The sequence below is a fragment of the Pseudoalteromonas sp. US3C1004 genome, assembly GCF_048401065.1.
Lineage (GTDB): Bacteria > Pseudomonadota > Gammaproteobacteria > Enterobacterales > Alteromonadaceae > Pseudoalteromonas > Pseudoalteromonas undina.
The window spans coordinates 410,328-429,186 of the sequence record NZ_CP183073.1; the positions used below are offsets into that span (position 1 = coordinate 410,328).

Annotated in this window: 14 protein-coding genes; 8 read left to right on the top strand and 6 right to left on the bottom strand. The window is 41.5% G+C overall.

The features are described from left to right. Nucleotides 1-3 precede the first annotated feature (3 nt). Nucleotides 4-1,131, top strand: a complete 1,128-nt coding sequence (locus tag ACNSN3_RS01930) for a response regulator (RefSeq protein WP_010390732.1) — start codon at nt 4-6, stop codon at nt 1,129-1,131. A 263-nt stretch (nt 1,132-1,394) separates the two neighbouring features. On the opposite strand, the gene queG is transcribed toward ACNSN3_RS01930, so the two are convergent. The 4 genes from queG to ACNSN3_RS01950 form a co-directional block, all read right to left on the bottom strand. Continuing rightward, nucleotides 1,395-2,528 carry a tRNA epoxyqueuosine(34) reductase QueG gene (gene queG, locus ACNSN3_RS01935; RefSeq protein WP_054202384.1) on the bottom strand — a complete coding sequence of 378 codons (1,134 nt, stop codon included), beginning with the start codon at nt 2,526-2,528 and terminating at the stop codon, nt 1,395-1,397. A 326-nt stretch (nt 2,529-2,854) separates the two neighbouring features. Further along, nucleotides 2,855-4,075, bottom strand: coding sequence for a methyl-accepting chemotaxis protein (locus ACNSN3_RS01940; protein WP_021033114.1), 1,221 nt, complete (start codon nt 4,073-4,075; stop codon nt 2,855-2,857). Nucleotides 4,076-4,133: 58 nt separating this feature from the next. Continuing rightward, the gene (locus ACNSN3_RS01945) at nt 4,134-4,838 is read right to left on the bottom strand and encodes a glycerophosphodiester phosphodiesterase (protein WP_418608378.1); all 705 of its coding nucleotides are present in this window, start codon (nt 4,836-4,838) and stop codon (nt 4,134-4,136) included. Then, a complete protein-coding gene (locus tag ACNSN3_RS01950) occupies nt 4,835-5,701 on the bottom strand; it encodes a DMT family transporter (protein WP_418608380.1) in 867 nt (288 codons plus the stop codon). The genes ACNSN3_RS01945 and ACNSN3_RS01950 overlap by 4 nt, the downstream gene beginning before the upstream one ends. 223 nt (nt 5,702-5,924) lie before the next feature. Here ACNSN3_RS01950 and ACNSN3_RS01955 point away from each other — a divergent pair, with 223 nt between their 5' ends. The 3 genes from ACNSN3_RS01955 to rlmB all read left to right on the top strand — a co-directional run bounded on the left by ACNSN3_RS01955 (nt 5,925) and on the right by rlmB (nt 10,067). Beyond that, nucleotides 5,925-6,659 carry an enoyl-CoA hydratase/isomerase family protein gene (locus ACNSN3_RS01955; protein WP_075170546.1) on the top strand — a complete coding sequence of 245 codons (735 nt, stop codon included), beginning with the start codon at nt 5,925-5,927 and terminating at the stop codon, nt 6,657-6,659. 208 nt (nt 6,660-6,867) lie between these two features. Then, entirely contained in the window at nt 6,868-9,327 is a 2,460-nt protein-coding gene (gene rnr, locus ACNSN3_RS01960) for a ribonuclease R (protein ID WP_076919906.1), read from the top strand. Continuing rightward, nucleotides 9,324-10,067 (top strand): 23S rRNA (guanosine(2251)-2'-O)-methyltransferase RlmB, encoded by a 744-nt coding sequence (gene rlmB, locus ACNSN3_RS01965; protein ID WP_008112440.1) that lies wholly within the window; start codon nt 9,324-9,326, stop codon nt 10,065-10,067. The genes rnr and rlmB overlap by 4 nt, the downstream gene beginning before the upstream one ends. An 82-nt stretch (nt 10,068-10,149) precedes the next feature. Here rlmB and ACNSN3_RS01970 read toward each other — a convergent pair whose 3' ends face one another. Further along, a complete protein-coding gene (locus tag ACNSN3_RS01970) occupies nt 10,150-12,306 on the bottom strand; it encodes a TonB-dependent receptor family protein (protein ID WP_010390740.1) in 2,157 nt (718 codons plus the stop codon). Between the two features lie 243 nt (nt 12,307-12,549). Continuing rightward, complete coding sequence (locus ACNSN3_RS01975; protein WP_008465324.1) at nt 12,550-13,407, bottom strand: LysR family transcriptional regulator; 858 nt, start codon at nt 13,405-13,407, stop codon at nt 12,550-12,552. A gap of 126 nt (nt 13,408-13,533) precedes the next feature. Between ACNSN3_RS01975 and ACNSN3_RS01980 the strand changes: the two genes are divergently transcribed. From ACNSN3_RS01980 to gcvP, 4 genes are all read left to right on the top strand, one after another. Then, nucleotides 13,534-14,133, top strand: coding sequence for a hypothetical protein (locus ACNSN3_RS01980; RefSeq protein WP_008465326.1), 600 nt, complete (start codon nt 13,534-13,536; stop codon nt 14,131-14,133). Nucleotides 14,134-14,252: 119 nt separating this feature from the next. Next, nucleotides 14,253-15,335 (top strand): glycine cleavage system aminomethyltransferase GcvT, encoded by a 1,083-nt coding sequence (gene gcvT / locus ACNSN3_RS01985; RefSeq protein WP_008112433.1) that lies wholly within the window; start codon nt 14,253-14,255, stop codon nt 15,333-15,335. A gap of 76 nt (nt 15,336-15,411) precedes the next feature. Then, nucleotides 15,412-15,801, top strand: a complete 390-nt coding sequence (gcvH, locus tag ACNSN3_RS01990; protein WP_008112430.1) for a glycine cleavage system protein GcvH — start codon at nt 15,412-15,414, stop codon at nt 15,799-15,801. 152 nt (nt 15,802-15,953) lie between these two features. Further along, nucleotides 15,954-18,845, top strand: a complete 2,892-nt coding sequence (gene gcvP, locus ACNSN3_RS01995) for an aminomethyl-transferring glycine dehydrogenase (RefSeq protein WP_418608386.1) — start codon at nt 15,954-15,956, stop codon at nt 18,843-18,845. The last annotated feature ends 14 nt before the right edge of the window (nt 18,846-18,859 follow it).

An 18,859-nucleotide genomic window follows, 5' to 3' on the forward strand; every position in this document is an offset into this window, starting at 1 on the left:
ATTATGGCTTTAACTAAAATTCTTGCAGTCGACGATGAACCATTTAACCTCGAAATAATAGAAGAAATCCTAGAGGAATTAGATTTTGAACTTAAGCTGGCTTCGAGTGGCCCGGAATGCTTGAGCATGGTTGAAGAGTATATGCCGCAGGTTATCTTACTTGATGTAAGCATGCCAAAAATGAATGGTTACGAAGTATGTAAAGAGCTCAAAGCCAACCCTAAAACACAAGATATTATAGTGATGTTTGTATCGGCAAGGGGGACCGTTGAGGAACGTATGGAAGGTTATTCAGTAGGTGCTGAAGACTATATTGTAAAACCGTTTGGGCACGATGAGCTTAAGCAAAAGCTGAATAAGTTAAATCAAGTATTAATAGAAAAACAACAGCTTGAAAAGCAAGTAAAAGAAGCAACCTCAACCGCTTTTAATGCTATGGCAAATAGCAGTGAAATGGGTCAGATAGTTAACTATATTGAAAATATCGGTTTTATCAACGATGTAGAGGAGTTAGGTAAGGCATTAGTGGAGTGCTTACAGACATTTGGTCTACAAAGTAATATTGAATTTAGATGTAACGACACCAAATCGCACTTTGCTTTAAACGGTGTGTGTTCGCCGATTGTGATTGAGTTATTTGAAATGCTTAAAAACAAAGGTAGGTTACATGAGTTTTCTCATCGTATTTTGGTTAATTACGAGTTTGTCAGTTTATTGATTTTGAATATGCCAGAACAAGATGAGCAGAAGCATGGGCGTATACGTGATCATATTTGTTTTATTGTAAGTGTAACCGAACAGCAATTGCGCGCTATTACTACTAAGAAAATGTTGGTTTCGCAGCAAGAGCGATTAAACAAAGTGGCGAGTACTGTTCACAGTAAATTTCATAGTTTAATTGGATTGCTCAACGACAGCCGGATAAATAACGAAAAAGTATTTAAACAACTTCAAGAGGAGTTAGAAGAGCGGATCCCAACCATGGGACTCGATGAAGACCAGGAAGTGTTTATTTACAAAAAGGTCGACGAAACGATTCAAAATTCGGTGGCACGCCAAGAATCTGTTGATCAGGTTAAAAAAGCGTTCGCAGAGATAGAGCAAGATCTCGCTTTATTGTTGAAAGGCTAAAGGTGCGGGCTACGGGCTGCGAGACGGGGGGTAAATTCCTTACTACGATTAGGCAAAGAACTTGTAGCAGCGACTTTATGTCGCGTCTTTTAAAGGTTAAAAACGAAAGGTATGAGTAACAGGTTAACTAAGAGCTGTACTTTAATAGTGGTTTCTCATTTACTCCTCATTCTCTTCTCTGTGTTAAATTAGATGTTAGTAAATTATGCGCAAAGAGAGCTAATAGTTCACAGAGAAAGTGATTACATAAAAAGGTAAAAGGCTTATGCGTCTCTGGGTAAGCCTTTTTCAACAATACGAATTAGCCGTGCCGTTTTACGCAACTTTTGTCTTTGTTTATCGTGTTGCTGGGCGAGTGCCCAATTTATATGTTCACCCACCAAGTCACTTACAGCTTGGCGCTTATCTTCGAGTGCAGCAATAATTGCCGGGCTAAAATCTGCGTTACCTAAGCCAACGGCTATATTTCGTAGCCAACGTTCATGGCCAATGCGGCGGATTGGACTGCCCTCGGTATTTTTTAAAAAGGTAGTTTCATCCCAAGCAAATAACTCGAGTAAATCTTTGTTTTTTAATTGTGTACGAGGATGAAAGTCAGCCTCATCAGTAATTTTTCCGTAGCGGTTCCATGGGCATACCAATTGGCAATCGTCACAGCCATAAATGCGATTTCCCATTAATGTTCTGTATTGCTCAGGAATAGCACCTTGATGCTCTATAGTTAAATACGAAATGCACTTACGCGCATCAACCACATAAGGTTCTACAATAGCACCAGTGGGGCATAGTGTTATGCAGGCAACGCATTTGCCGCAGCCCTCAAAAGTGTTTTCGTTATCAATAGGTAAAGGTAAGTCGACAAAAAGCTCACCTAAAAAGAACCAAGAACCCGCCTCTTTATTTATTAATAAAGAATGCTTTCCGCGCCAGCCTAATCCCGCTTTTTCAGCGAGTTGACGTTCAAGTACAGGGGCTGAATCAACAAAAGGCCTAAAGCTATAGTCACCCACATGTTGTTCAATTTTTTTACCTAACTGTTTGATTCGGTTGCGCATCAACTTATGATAGTCACGGCCAAGGGCATATCGGCTGATATAGGCTTTTTCGGTATTTTTAAGGTTTTTGGCAAAGCCTGAATCAGGTGGGAGGTAATTCATTTTAACTGAAATAACCCGCTGTGTTCCGGGTACTAGCTCATTAGGGCGAGCACGCTTCATACCATGGGCTGCCATATAATCCATTGAGCCATGAAAACCCGCATCAAGCCATCGCTGCAGCTGTGCTTCATGCTTAGTTAAATCAATGTCAGTAATACCCACTTCACTAAAGCCAAGTTCTTGACCCCATAGCTTTATTTGCTGGGCTAGCTGTTCATAATTTAGATTGACGTCGCTCACATGCTTCACACAGTTATATTATAAGCCGCGTAATTTAGCATAATCGCGGCTTGGGTAAAACTAGGGTCTGTTGACCTTTGCGGATTGAAATTTGTTCAAACTAGGGGCGATTTAATCGCGGCGCGAGGTTTGTAACCTAGTGGGCTAAGTAAAAACCGAGCAACAAAGAGTTAATTGCCCCTAGGCAGAACCCTTCGGGCAGCGCCTGTTTGGCATTGATGCTGCGTTATCGCCTATTTATGGGGAATAACCACACCACATAGGCCCTGCCTTGCCTAAATACCAAACAGACTGCTGCAAATTTAACCTTGAAAGATCAGCAGACCCTAGCCTACAAAACGCTTTAACTGTTGTTGGGTTTGTTGACTTAGTTTTTGTGATTGCTCAGAGTCATGCAATGCGGTGTCTATTTGTTGTTTTGCTTGTTCGCCAAGCGCCACAATTTGTTCAACCGATTCATGGGTTTGATTTTGTGTATCTTCAAGTAAATGAACTGCGTTAGCTATTTGCTGTAATTGCTGCTGATTATGCTCAAATTCATTGAGCATTTTTCCAAAACCTTCTGAGGTATCGTTGATTGCAGCTTGTGCGTTATTAGAGTGACTAATTAACTGCTGAGACTCTTTATTGGTTTCATTAACCAGCTCATTCATTTGAGTAATAAAATCACTAATTTGGCGGGTTGCATCACTTACTTTAACCGATAGGGTGCGAACTTCATCGGCAACCACGGCAAAACCTCGCCCAGCTTCTCCGGCGCGCGCTGCTTCAATTGCCGCATTAAGCGCTAATAAATTAGTTTGATCAGAAAACTCTTCTACCATTTTTAAAATGCTACGAATGTTTTCACTATTCTCTTTTAAGCCTGCAATCGTTTTAGAAAAACTACCCAGCATTTCATTAATAAGTCTCACCTGTTCAACCAGTTTTGACAGTTCGCTCGCAGAGAGCTTAACAAAACTAAGATGTTCATTATTTACCTGATGTACGCTATCAGTGTTACTTACTATATCTTGTAGGCTTTGGGTAATTTGGTTGCTGGCATTAATTATGGTGTGGCTTAAGTTAATTTGCTGTTCGCTTAGCTGCTCTGTGTGCTGCATTGATTGCGTTACTTGGCTATTACTTTGCACGCTTTCTTGAGCGCTGCTGTAGGTCGTACTTAATAAGCTGTTTAAATGCGTAGTAAACTGATTATATTGTTCACTTAAATCTCTAAATTCATCAAAAGTAAAATGAGGAAGTTTGGCAGCTAAGTTGGCATCTTGTTGATTAATATTAATCAACGTATCGCGCATGGCTTTTACCGGGCGCACAATTAAAAAGCGCATATAAAAAATAGTAAATATAAAACCGGCAACAATCAGCAGGGTTAATGCCCAAAATAGCCCTGTGCTTTGTTGATTTTCAGAGAGGCTACTGTGTAACCAAAATAATGTAATAGCTTGAAATAAAAATACAAAGCTTAAATTACCCACTATTTTTCGGGTTAAAGTAAAAAATAGAGTTTGTTCTAAAAAATTATAAATACGCATGTAGCTACTCATTAAATAGTGACCTACTAAATTATTGTTTTTATAGCATAAATAGCAATTAAATAATTAGTTATAGTTCATTTAATTGCGCCAAAAAATGCTTAGTTCGTTCAGGGTCGTTAGTAAAAATGCCATCAACACCACAGGCAAGCATCAGTTTAATATCTTCAACTTCATCTACGGTGTAGGCAAACACCTGTAAGCCGCGCAGTTTGGCATCGTCAACAAACGACTTGTTCATAAAGTTTTTGTCAACATGAATGCTAAAGGCCTGTAAGTCTTCAGCAAACTTCGCATACTGCAATGGAATTGATGCAGTAAGTGCGCCAATTTTAAGCCAAGGCAAGCGGTTCTTTAGCCAGTGTAGTTGATGATGATTAAATGATGAAACTAAAATATTGTCTGCTGATATCTTATTTGCAGTAATATTCATTTCTAGTTGCGCAGCAAACTTTTCTAGTTCAAAAGTATGTTTTAGCTCTAAATTAAGTAAGGTTTGGTTGCTATTCCAGTCAATTAGTTGTTGTAAGGTAGGCACTTGCTCACCGTTTCCCGCATCAAATTGTTGAATTTGCTGAGCGTTTAGGTCGCACACTTTACCTTTACCATTAGTAGTTCTATCTAGATAGGTATCATGAATAATCACGTAGTCATCAAGTGCGCTTTGTACATCAACCTCAATGCCATCTACATTTGCTTTTAACGCCGCCATAATGGCGCTATGTGTATTTTCAGGAAAGTGTGTGCTTGTGCCTCTATGAGCAAATATTTTCATGGCTGCTTTTTCCGTGAGATTGACCAAGTTTCAAAGCACGCAGCACTAACAATCAGTGCACCACCAATCAGGGTCATCACTGAGGGGCGTTCGTGCAAAATAATTATAGCCAGTATTGTGCCATAAAGGGGCTGTAAGCAAGAAATCAATCCAGCGGTCGCTGCTGATAAATTTTTTAAACTCGCTGCAAATAACGAATGCGGCATCGCAGTAAACACCACACCGGCGATAAGCAGCAATATTAAATCAGTATCATTAATTTGTGTTATGGGTACTTCAATAAAAGCACATAGCATCAGGCTTGCCACTAACGTTTGATAAAACATGGTTTGCGGTCCACCATACTCGCTAAAGTAGCGTTTATGGGTAATATTACGAATAGCAAAAAACAATGCTGATACCACCCCCGTCACAACGCCTAAAGTGATGTCATCGCCTAAATTAACGTTAGGGATCAATAAATAAATGCCAATAATCACCACTATAGCGCTTATTATATCTTTTGTTTTGGGCTTACTTTTATTAAATAGAGGCTCTAAAAATACCGTGATCACGGGATAGGTAAAAAAAGCTAACATGCCCACGGTAATTCCCGCCAATTGCATGCCTGCAAAGTAGGTTACCCAGTGAATACCTACGGCAACGCCTAATAAAATGGCAATCATATAATCTTTGGCGTGATGCAGCTTAATTGGTTTTTTTTGCAAAATTAGTAGCACACAAATTGCCACCCCAGCAATAGCCGCGCGATAAGCGGTAATATCTAATGCATTTAAACCAATTAGCTTTGCGAATAAGGCGGTACCGCCAAATAAAAGGACGGCAATGTGTAAGTAAATTAAGCTTTGTTGTTGGGACTGCATGACGTTTCCTTGCGCTGCTTTTAATGCAGTTTAACATTACTATTAATTACTTAAGATGAAATTTTTAAAAGCCTTAATAATTAATATGCAATTATTTAGGGGATTAATTTTTTAAGTGTAATAGCGATTGTAAAATCAAAACTACGCGTTACTATGCTGTTTATAACTATAAAAGTAACGAAAAGTGCTAAAAGCGCAGCTAAATGCACTCAAAGAGGCTCGAATGACCGCATTAATAAAGATTACCACTGAGCAAAACGTGGCAATACTTACCATGAATACCGCTGAAAACCGCCATAACCCTAGTTTTATAGCTGAACTTAATCAACACTTAGATAGCATAGAAGCCAATGGCGATATTAACGCCGTAGTATTAACCTCAAGCAGCGATAAAAGCTGGTCATTGGGAATTGATTTACAGTGGATGGCCAGTTCAGATAACACGCCTACAGTTATTGCTGATTTTATGAATTCGATAGGGCAGTTATTTAAACGTATAGTGACATTTCCTATGCCTATCATTGCTGCATTAAACGGTCACACTTATGGTAATGGCTCGGTGTTAGCATGTGCCTGTGATTTTCGGTTTATGAAATCGGACAAAGGCTTTTTCTGCTTTCCTGAAGTTGATGTACTGGTACCGTTTGTACCGTCTATGTTTCCGATTATTAATAAAGCGATTAATCCGCAATTTTTTAACCGCTTAGCTATGACCGGCGAGCGTGTTGATGCGCATAAACTGCTACAACAAAATGTGGTAGAAGCGATTTTTGCTGATGAGCAAGCCTTGCAAGCGGGTGTGTTAGAGTTTGCGCAAAGCTTTAATAAAAATCGTTGGATATACGCTCAAAACAAAACCCAAATGAACAAACCAATACTCGATGTTATGGCTGCACAAGACTCGGCTTTTATTGAAAACATCAGCACGCTATTGTGGAAGAAACTACAGCAAAAGTAAGCTGTTTTTATAAAAGTGAGTAAACATAACTACAGTTAATTTACTCACTTTCATGTGCATTAATTAAGTAGGTGTTAAGTGTTATTTAGCTACATTGCTACAAAATGCAAAAGCTAATAACGCTTTATTAAAAGTTTAATGGCTTTTACCTGTCTCATTTCGAGTATATGAGTTAAAATGCTTACATAACCAACTAACAAGATAGTGAATGTCAAACCAAGATCCAAATCTCAGTCGAGAACAAGAAAAGTACGAAAACCCAGTCCCTAGTCGTGAGTTTATACTTACTCACCTTCAAGAGCGTTCAAAACCTGCTAACTACACACAGTTATGTGAAGAACTCGCAGTCAATGATGAAGAACGACAAATAGCATTTAAGCGCCGACTTCGTGCCATGGAGCGCGACGGGCAATTGTATTTTAATAAATTTAAATGTTATGCCCTGATTGACGAAGCCGGTTTAACCAAAGGCAAAGTTGTCGGTCACAGAGACGGTTTTGGCTTTTTAGAAGTTGAAGGCGAGAGCAAAGACTGGTTTATTGCCAAGCATCAAATGAATATGGTGCTACATGGCGACATTGTTCTTGCGAAAGGCACTAAGCGTGGTTCAGGCTCAAAATGCGATGCCCGTATTATTAAAGTGCTTACTAATGAGCGAGCGCCTATTGTTGGCCGCTATTTTGTTGAGCATGGTATTGCTGTGGTGGTTGCTGAAGATCCGCGCATTACCCAAGATATTATTATTTTACCGGGTAACGAAAAAGGCGCACGCCACAACCAAATGGTGCAAGTGCAAATAACTCAAAATCCAAGCCGCAATATGAATGCGGTAGGTAAAGTGATTGACGTACTGGGCGAGCATTTAGCGCCGGGTATGGAAATTGAAGTTGCGCTGCGTAATCACGATATTCCACACGTGTGGCCTGAAGAAGTTGAGCAGCAAGTTGCCCACTTAGGTGAATTTGTTGAAGAAGCCGATAAGCAAGGCCGTGTTGATTTACGCGGCTTACCACTTGTCACTATTGATGGCGAAGACGCTCGCGACTTTGATGACGCTGTTTATTGTGAACCTAAAAAATCAGGTGGCTGGCGTTTATGGGTAGCCATTGCCGATGTATCCCATTATGTAGGTATGAACACGCCGCTTAACAAAGAAGCGATAGAGCGCGGTAATTCAGTGTATTTCCCTGAGCAAGTTATTCCAATGCTGCCAAAAGTATTGTCTAACGGTTTGTGTTCGCTTAACCCTGAGGTTGATCGCCTGTGTATGGTTGCAGAAATGACCGTATCGCAAGAGGGTAAGCTGTCGGGCTATAAGTTTTACGAAGCACTAATGAATTCGCATGCTCGTTTAACCTACACCAAAGTAAATGCCATTTTACAAAATGACGAAAAGCTCCGTAAAGAATACGCAGCTGTAGTGCCACATTTAACTGACTTACAGCAAATGTACATGGCATTAAAAGCAGCACGCCAAGAGCGTGGTGCAATTGAATTTGAAACACTCGAAACCCGTTTTGTATTTAACGCACAGCGTAAAATAGAATCTATTGTGCCAGTTATTCGTAACGATGCGCACAAGCTGATTGAAGAATGTATGATTTTAGCCAATGTATCGGCGGCTAAATTACTTGAGAAACACGAAGCAAGTGCGTTATTTAGGGTGCATGATGAACCTGATAGCGAAAAACTGGGTAACTTTACTCAGTTTTTAACTGAGTTGGGTATTGAGAGCACGCTAAGCGATGAACCCACCCCGAAAGAAATCACTCATGTGTTGGCTCGCTTAGGGGACCGTCCTGAAGCTGAGCTTATTCAAACTATGCTACTGCGCTCAATGAAGCAAGCGGTATATCAGCCAGATAACATAGGTCACTTTGGTTTAGCATTATCGGCCTACGCACACTTTACCTCGCCAATTCGCCGTTACCCAGATTTAGTGGTACACCGTGCAATTAAAGCGGTATTAAAAGCGCAAGGTCAACAAACCTCAGGTGAATACGCTTACAGCGATGATGAAGTCGATCAACTTGGTGAGCAGTGTTCTACCACTGAGCGCCGTGCAGACGATGCCACCCGTGAAGTAGCTGATTGGCTAAAATGTGAATACATGCAAGATCATGTAGGCACGGAGTTTAACGGGGTTATTTCATCGGTTACTAATTTTGGTTTATTTATTCGTTTAGATGATTTGCAAATTGATGGATTAATTCATGTTACCAATTTAGGTGATGAATACTTCCAACATGATGCGGCTAAACATTGCTTGGTGGGTGAACACACACATACGGTTTATCGTTTAGGCGATAAAGTAACTGTACAAGTTGCCTCGGTAAGCTTAGATGATCGCCGAATTAACTTAACGCTTAAAGGCGATGTGGCTCAAGATCGTTATGCGCGTCGTCGTGCGCCAAAAAAGAATGCCCCAGCAAGCGTTCGCTCGCAACTTAAAGCCGGTAAAATACCGGGTAAAAAGTCAGCAAGCGACAGTAAAAAACCAAAAGGTGGAAAAAAGCCTGCAAGTAAAACTAAGGCAGCGGGTAAGTCTAAAGTAAAAGCGGATGACACCACCGCGAAGAAAAAAACCAAAAAGAAAGCGGTCAAAAAGCCTAAAAGACCAGGTAAAAATGCCCGTAAACGTAGTAGCCCAGGAGCAAACAATTCGTGAGTAATGAATTAATTTTTGGCTTTCACTCTGTTGAAGCAATTTTAGCAAAAGAGCCAGAGCGCTTTATAGAAATATACGCCCTTAAGGGACGTGATGATAAGCGTTTATCGCCTGTGATTGAGCAAGCGCGTCAGTTTGGTATTTCAGTACAGTTTATGCAACGAAAAGCGCTTGATAACAAAGCGAAAGATGAACAGCATCAAGGCATTATTGCCAACGTAAAAGCGGCGCGAGTGTTTAATGAGAAAGATCTCGATGAGATCATTGAACGCGAAGACACGCCATTTTTACTGGTGCTTGATGGCATTACCGATCCGCATAATTTAGGTGCTTGCTTACGTAGTGCCGATGCAGCGGGCGTACATGCGGTGATTGTTCCTAAAGACAAATCAGCAAAGCTTAATGGCACAGCACGTAAAGTAGCCTGTGGCGCAGCAGAAACGGTACCGCTTATTCAGGTAACTAACCTTGCACGTACATTGCGTGAAATAAAAGACGCGGGTGTTTGGGTTGTAGGTACTGCCGGTGAAACCGACACACATGTATTTGATGCCAGCTTAACAGGCCCAATGGCGATTGTGATGGGTGCTGAAGGCGAGGGCATGCGCCGCTTAACGCGTGAGCATTGTGATGTGCTCGTTAAAATCCCAATGGCAGGCACGGTTTCAAGTTTAAATGTATCGGTAGCAACCGGCATTTGTTTATTTGAAGTGTTACGCCAGCGCGCAGAAACAAATTAAGCCTAAGCTAATCACATAGGCATTAAAAAGCCGAGATTGATTATCAATCTCGGCTTTTTTGTACTTTTAAGTTAGCGCTTTATTAAAAGCTGTAAGAGTAACCCATTTGTACTGAGCGTGGCTTACCAGGTTGAATACCGCCATTTGCGCGATTAGCAATGTAGGTTTTATCAAATAAGTTATCAACGCTTAGGTATACTTTTTGATTTTCATCAATTAAGTACTTAGCAGCTAAATCCCATACAACACGGCTATCAATCGCATTTAAGCCTGAGTCAGAAAGGTCAGCATGTGCATCCGATACGTAACGTATTTGGCTGTTAACAACAAAGTTATTCACTTCGGCACCAAACGATAAAGCAACTTGGTTTTCTGGTACGTAAGGCATTGCATCGCCTTTTTCTACAGAGCCCCAAATTTCTGAATCAAATGTGTTTTTAAACTCTGAATCAGTGTAGGTGTAAGTCAGTTTAACTGGGAACGCTACTGATGCAGTATTAAACGTACGACCAGCGCTAAATTCAAAGCCTGATACTTCTACTTCACCGTAGTTGTATTGGTCGCCAATGTTGTCGTCGCTACAACCTACTGATGCGGTACAGTTACCATGCATGTTGTCGTAATCAGAGTAGAATGCAATCACTTCACCGTTAAAGCCGTTTGCATTAAAACGAGAACCAAACTCAATGTTGACGCTTTCTTCTTCGTCTTGGTCAGCATTGCCTGGCGCTGCGGGTGCATAACCTTTTTGAATGCCTGCAAGTAACGTTACGTTGTCGTTAAGTGTGTAAGTAGCACCTAAAGACGGTACTAAAATTTCAGTATCGTTTGAAATATCTTTCGTTAAGCCTTGGCTACGAGTTGGATCTGATTTAGCCCATTCTTCACGGGTAATAGTAATGTCTTCATAACGCAGACCTGCACTCACAACTAATGCATCCATTGTCCATTCGTCTTGAATAAATAGGGTGCTTGCTTTTGCGCTGTCTAAGCGATTGCTATTAGAGCCAGGTGCGCCTTGCGAAGTAAGAGTCATGCTTAAATCTTGATTAAGCGTGTATTTGTCTTCCCACTGGAAACGATCCATTTCATCTTCGTGGTAACGTACGCCAACCGTAATGTAGTGATCGCCCGCTGGAATGTGTAATTCAGACTGCACGCCTTTGGCTTGGTAGTCGCGGTTATTAGCTTTAACACCTATGTTTTCGATGCCTTCAGCCGTTGGGTTTGCTTCAAATTCACTGTATTGCTCAAGGTAGCTTTCGCTTACTTTACTGGCTTTGTACCAGTTACGGTGGAAGTCATTTAGATAAGCGGTTGCTAAAAATTCGTAACCTTCACCAAAGCGGTATGCATAGTTTACTTGGTATGCATTATGACGGGTGTTCATCTCATCATTTTGCGATGCCGCATAACGACGGTTAGGATTTTCTTGGTAATCGGCGTTAGTTAAGCCCATGTACGTTTCGTCTGATGTTTCTTCAGAGTACTTAGCTTTAAACTCAATGTTGTGGGCATCGTTTTCACCAAAGGTATGGCCAAATTTTACCAGTACGTCATTTTTTTCAAAACCAGTATTGTCATCGCCTACTGGTAATTCTTTAAAACCATCAGCGCCGTAAGAAAACACTTCAATTAAGCCCGCTGTGTTATTTTTTTCTTTAGCGAAGTAAGCGTGACCTTTATAGTAACCATCGCTACCAAGTGCCGCGTCAACCATACCCATAGAGCTATTTGCTTCAGTTGGTAAGCTGCGAGAAAGTAAATTTAATACACCACCGGTAGTGCGCGGGCCATATTTAACTGAGGCAGCACCTTTTAATACTTCAATTGATTCCATACGACCCATAGTTGGGAAGTAATAAGCCGATGGTGCAGAATAAGGAGCCGGTGCAACGAGTACGCCGTCTTCCATTACTGAAATTTTATCGTTACGGCCAGTACCTGTGCCACGCATACCAATGTTAGGACGCAGACCATAGCCATCTTCTTCTTGAACGTATACACCTGGTACAGATGCTAATACGCGAGAAATATCGGTAAATTCGAATTTTTGCAATTCTTCATCAGAGATAAATGTAGCCGATCCTGGAATATCGTTAATTGCTGCTTGTGAGCCAATAACGGTAATTTGTTCAAAGTTGCGTTCAACGCCGCCGGCATCTTTTGCCATTGCTGTAGCACTTAAAGACAGCGCTACGGCTGCAGTTAACGAGGAAACTAAAAATTTATGTGACATTGATTACCCTAAAAATAGTTCAACTACTAAAATTGGCGTAATTTAAACATGTTAACGAATGAGAATCAATATTATTAAGTTTTAGTTATATTTACATTTGCCGTAAAAACACGCTATTTTTATAACATTTTTAACTAAGTGTTTATTCTAATCTTATAAAACTAGGATAATGTATTGGCTGGTGGCGGTTAATTTAACCTGAACTCTGTGTGGGATAGATTTATTATCCAGAGTTCAGGTTATTTAAGCAGTGGGATAGCCTAAGCGCAGCTTAATAAATTCGGCGAGTTTAAATACCGCGTTTTCAGGTTCGCTGGCGGTTTTTACTAAACTAATACCTATGCTACCAAGCGCAGGTAAATGTTTAGTGTGTAAGTGATAGGCTAAATCGTTAGGTACGGTACTTTTTGCGAGCACTGTTATACCTAAGCCTTCTTTTAATGCGGCAATTAAACCGGTTAAATCGGCATTACTGTAAACAATACGATATTTAATGCCTGCTTTTTCAAGCGCCTGAGTTGCTCTGCGTCGGTAAATACAGCCCTCAGGCGCGGTCACTAAGGTTACCGTTTCATTTTGTGCCAGTGATAGGTCGCCCACCCACACTAATTGGTCTTGAATAAAAATAGGGAATTTTTCTGAGTCAAGTTGCTCGTTAAGCGCTAACACTAAATCAAATTGATCTTGGCGCTCATCAGAGAGTAGGTGTTTACTTAAACGTGATTTTACTTCAAGTGATACCTCGGGGTAGAGCGCCACAAAATCGCCAATAATGGAGGGCAAAATACGCGCGGCAAATTCGCTAGGGATCCCCAAGCGCACTTTACCGGTTACACTTTCTGAGGTGAACAACTGCAAAATGGCATCGTTATGCTGCACCATTTGCTTTGCCATCGGCAGTAATAACTCGCCATATTGGTTGAGCACTTGTCGTTGCCCCTGCTTTTTAAATAATTTATAGCCGAGTAAGTCTTCTAAGCGTTTTACTTGTAAGCTCACCGCAGGTTGCGAAAGGCCAAGTAAATCGCCTGCTTTGGCAAATCCACCAACCTCAACCACCATAACAAAAGTTCGTAAACTGTCGGTTGAAATATTTTTCATATTTAAAATTACTATTTATATGGCTATATATATAAGTATTATTTATCAATTGATAAGTAATTACAATTTGTTGTTGTAAGGCTTGCGCAATATACTTTTGCTATTAAAGATTGATAGGTATTTGTTATGACTTTTAACCCGATTATGTTTGCCCGCCATAGCAACGCTAACAGCGCGGTTATTAATGCCTTACAAGCCGATAGCAGTCACGTTGTTATTGACTTTAGTGGTAGTGAAGCATCGGTATTTTTAAGTGCTATTTTAGGTCATGACCTCACCAAACTTACCGCTAGTGGCTTTGGCTTTAAAGGCACACTGGATGGCGATTTAAATTCTGATTTTAGCTACGCCGTTTACTACTTTAGCGAAACCGCCTTTCGATTTGTACTTCCAGTTAATGCTAGCCTGCAATTACAAGCGCTCATTAACGAGCAACAGCTTAGATACGATATAGACTTTGTGGTACGCACCGACTTAGCGACCTTTACTTTAAAAGGCGACAATGCATTTGATACCTTAGTTGAGGCATTTAAACTAACCCCAGGGTTACGCCTTGCTGACGCGCAGCTTTGCTATGGCGCGCAAAGTGGAGACGTGTTTGTTACTGCAGTAGATCAAAACAACGAACAGCAGTTTATTGTTATTGCTAAAACGGCCACGCTTGATAAGTGGCAACAGTATATGCAGCAACAGGGCTTTAGTGTTACCAACACTCAAGCAGCCTAACGGGTAAAAAGTTAAAGATTACAATTTGGTAGGCTTATTAATGGCTACCATGTTATTCCCCCTCATTTAATTGAGGCCACGCCCACACACATGGGTTAATTTAAAAGTGAAGGAATATTATGACTTCTAAAACAGTATTACATGCAAAGCACCTTGAAGCCGGCGCAAAAATGGTTGATTTTCATGGCTGGGAAATGCCAATTAACTACGGCTCACAAATAGAAGAACACAACGCCGTACGTAACGATGCTGGTATGTTCGACGTATCACACATGACCATTGTTGATATTCAAGGTGAGCAAGCACAAGCGTTTTTACGCAAGCTAGTGGCTAATGATGTTGCTAAGTTAACCGTACCAGGCAAAGCGCTTTACACTGGCATGCTTAACGAGCAAGGCGGCGTAATCGACGACTTAATTATTTACTACTTTAGCGAAACATTTTATCGCTTAGTGGTTAACTCAGCGACCCGTGAAAAAGATTTAGCACATTTAGCTAAGGTGTCGAGTGATTTTGCTGTAACGGTTACTGAGAGACCAGAATACGCCATGATTGCGGTTCAAGGCCCTAATGCACGTGCTAAAACAGCCCAGGTATTAAACGCAGACCAGCAAGCTGCAGTAGAAGGCATGAAGCCATTTTTTGGTGTTCAAGCCGGTGATTTATTTATTGCTACAACAGGTTATACTGGCGAAGACGGTTACGAAATTGTAGTACCAAACGAGCAAGCAGCCGATTTATGGCAGCAACTGCTTGATGCCGGTGTGGCGCCTGCGGGCTTAGGCGCGCGCGACACACTACGTTTAGAAGCAGGTATGAACCTTTACGGCCTAGATATGGACGAAAGCGTATCACCACTGGCAGCTAACATGGCATGGACTATTGCATGGGAACCAGAAGATCGTGACTTTATTGGTCGTGATGTTTTGGTAAAACAACGTGCAGAAAAAAGTACTCACAAGCAAGTAGGTCTTATTCTTGAAGAAAAAGGCGTACTACGCAGTGGTTCTAAAGTAATTGTTGATGGTGGCGAAGGTGTTATTACATCTGGCACATTCTCACCAACATTGGGCTATAGTGTTGCATTAGCACGTGTGCCACGTTCAACCGGCGACACAGCTCAAGTAGAAATGCGTAAAAAATTAGTTAACGTAAAAGTAGTTAAGTCGGGCTTTGTACGTAACGGTAAATCAATAATCTAAATAATTTGGTTATACCAATAAATAGGTCACCCTCATTTATTGGTATTCTCCCAATCTAAACCAAAGGATGAAAAAAATGAGCAATATCCCTAGCGAGTTAAAATACGCACCTTCACATGAGTGGGTTCGTAACGAAGGCGACGGCACTTACACTGTTGGTATTTCTGAGCATGCGCAAGAGCTGCTTGGCGACATGGTATTTGTTGAATTACCAGAAGTAGGCGACGAAGTAGATGCTGGCGAAGACTGTGCAGTAGCAGAGTCAGTAAAAGCGGCATCAGACATTTACGCGCCAATCAGTGGTGAAATTGTTGCTATTAACGAAGAGCTAGAAGATGCGCCTGAAACAGTAAACAACGACGCATACGGCGACGGTTGGTTATTCCGCATTAAAGCGTCAGAAGAGTCTGAGTTAGATAACTTATTAGACGCTGAAGGTTACGCGCATACAATTGACGAAGACTAATCGTTAATTAATAAAAGCCCCTCTATGTTAAAACATTGGGGCTTTTATGATTAAAGCGCTTATTTTTCCATACAAAGTAAGCAGCTAAATCATCACATATTTTAATCAATACTAGTTACCCATTAGTATTTGGATCATAGGAATCTGGACACATGTCAAACGCCAAATCTCTTGAACAATTAGAGCAAAAGCAAGATTTTATTCGCCGCCATATTGGGCCAAGCCCAGCGCAAGTAAACGACATGCTTAGCGCTCTTGAAGTATCGAGCGTTGAAGAGCTGATCGGTCAAACTGTACCTGCTGGTATTCGTCTTGAGCAAGGTCTTAATATCGGCGAAAGCCGCACCGAAGTTGAAACACTAAGCTACTTAAAATCAGTAGCAAGCAAAAATAAAGTTTTCAAATCGTATATTGGCCAAGGCTACCACCCAACTCACGTACCGCACGTAATTTTACGTAACGTACTTGAAAACCCGGGTTGGTATACAGCGTACACACCGTATCAGCCAGAGATTGCACAAGGGCGTTTAGAGTCATTATTAAATTTCCAGACTATGACCCTAGATATTACTGGCCTAGATTTAGCAAGTGCCTCACTGCTTGACGAATCAACTGCTGCAGCCGAGGCTATGGGCCTTGCAAAACGTGTATCTAAAGCTAAAAAAGCCAATGCGTTCTTTATTGCCGACGACGTACACACGCAAACCATTGACGTAGTGAGCACCCGTGCAGAGCAATTTGGTTTTGAAATTATTGTAGGTAAAGCCGCCGATGCTGTGAACCACGATATTTTTGGTGCGTTATTCCAATACCCGTCAACATCAGGCGAAATTGTTGACATAACAGACCTAATAGCTGGCGTACAAAGCAAAAAAGCGATTGCCTGTGTAGCTGCCGATATCATGAGCTTATTACTATTAAAAGCACCAGGTAAATTAGGCGCCGACGTAGTACTGGGTTCAGCACAACGTTTTGGTGTACCTATGGGTTACGGCGGTCCTCATGCCGCATTTTTTGCAACACGTGATGCATACAAACGTTCATTACCAGGTCGTATTATTGGTGTATCAAAAGACCGTTTAGGTAACGATGCATTACGTATGGCAATGCAAACCCGCGAGCAACATATTCGCCGCGACAAAGCCAACTCAAACATTTGTACTGCGCAAGTATTGCTAGCGAACATGGCTGCGTTTTACGCGGTATACCATGGCCCGCAAGGCTTAAAAACCATTGCACAACGCATTCACCGTTTTGCTGATATTTTAGCAACTGGCTTAAAAGCAAAAGGTGTGGCACTTAAGCACACTACTTGGTTTGACACATTAACAGTGGTTGATGAAAACAAAGCCGACGTGATTGCGCGTGCTGTAGCTAAAGGTGTTAACTTTGCTACTAACCATGCGGATGAATATTCAATTTCAGTATCAGAAACCACAACCCGTGCAGACGTTGCTGAGTTATTTGATATTATTTTAGGCGAAGGCCATGGCCTAAGTGTAGATGCGATTGCCGCTGATGTTGAAGCAAATGGCAGTGACTCTATTCCTGCAAGCCTAGTGCGTGATGATGAAATACTAACGCATCCAAACTTTAACAGCTACCACAGCGAAACAGACATGCTTCGCTATATTAAGCGCCTTGAAAACAAAGATTTAGCGCTTAATCATTCTATGATCTCGTTAGGCTCATGTACCATGAAACTAAACGCGACCGCTGAAATGATCCCAGTTACCTGGCCTGAATTTGCAAACCTTCACCCATTCTGCCCGCTAGACCAAGCAGAAGGTTATCAAGTAATGATTAACGAACTACACGATTGGCTAGTTAACATTACCGGTTACGACGCGGTTTCATTGCAACCAAATTCAGGTGCACAAGGTGAATACGCAGGCTTAATCGCTATTCGTAAATACCACGAATCACGAGGGGATGCACACCGTAACGTATGTTTAATTCCAAGTTCTGCACACGGTACTAACCCAGCGTCGGCACAAATGGCCAGCATGAAAATTGTGGTTGTTAACTGTGATAAAAACGGCAACATCGACATGGAAGACCTAAAAGCGAAAGCTGAAGAAGTCTCTGAAAATCTATCATGTGCCATGGTAACGTACCCATCTACCCACGGTGTATACGAAGAAACGATTCGTGAGTTATGTGAAATTGTTCACCAGCATGGTGGCCAAGTTTACATGGATGGCGCAAACATGAACGCGCAAGTAGGTGTTACTAGCCCAGGCTTTATTGGCTCAGACGTATCGCACTTAAACTTACACAAAACCTTCTGTATTCCACACGGCGGCGGTGGCCCAGGTGTTGGCCCAATTGGTGTTAAATCGCACCTTGCGCCATTTATGCCAAACCACAGCGTAATTAACGTACCAGGTACTAATGAAGGAAATGGTGCAGTATCGGCAGCGCCTTACGGCTCTGCAGCTATTTTACCTATTTCATGGGCTTACATTGCCATGATGGGCTCTGAGGGCTTAAAGCAAGCGACAGAAATGGCGATTGTAAATGCTAACTACCTAAGCAATGAGCTTAGCAAGCACTTCCCAATTTTATACCGTGGCCGTAACAATCGCGTTGCTCACGAATGTATTATTGACCTACGCCCATTAAAAGAAGCCTCAGGCATTACTGAAATGGACGTTGCTAAGCGCTTACAAGATTATGGTTTCCACTCACCAACAATGTCGTTCCCAGTAGCGGGCACATTAATGATTGAGCCAACTGAATCTGAGTCTAAGGGCGAGATTGACCGTTTTATCGAAGCGATGGTATCGATTAAAGGTGAAATTGATAAAATCATTTCTGGTGAATGGTCTATCGAAAACAACCCATTGGTATTTGCACCGCACACACAAGCTGATGTGTTAGGTAATGAATGGGACCGCGCGTATGATCGTTTTTACGCTGCCTTCCCAGTACCAGCAGTAGCTAAAGACAAGTTCTGGCCAACGGTTACGCGTATCGATGACGTATATGGCGACCGTAATTTAGTATGTGCATGTCCTCCGATTGAGACATACCGCGACTAATTTTTGAACTTTAA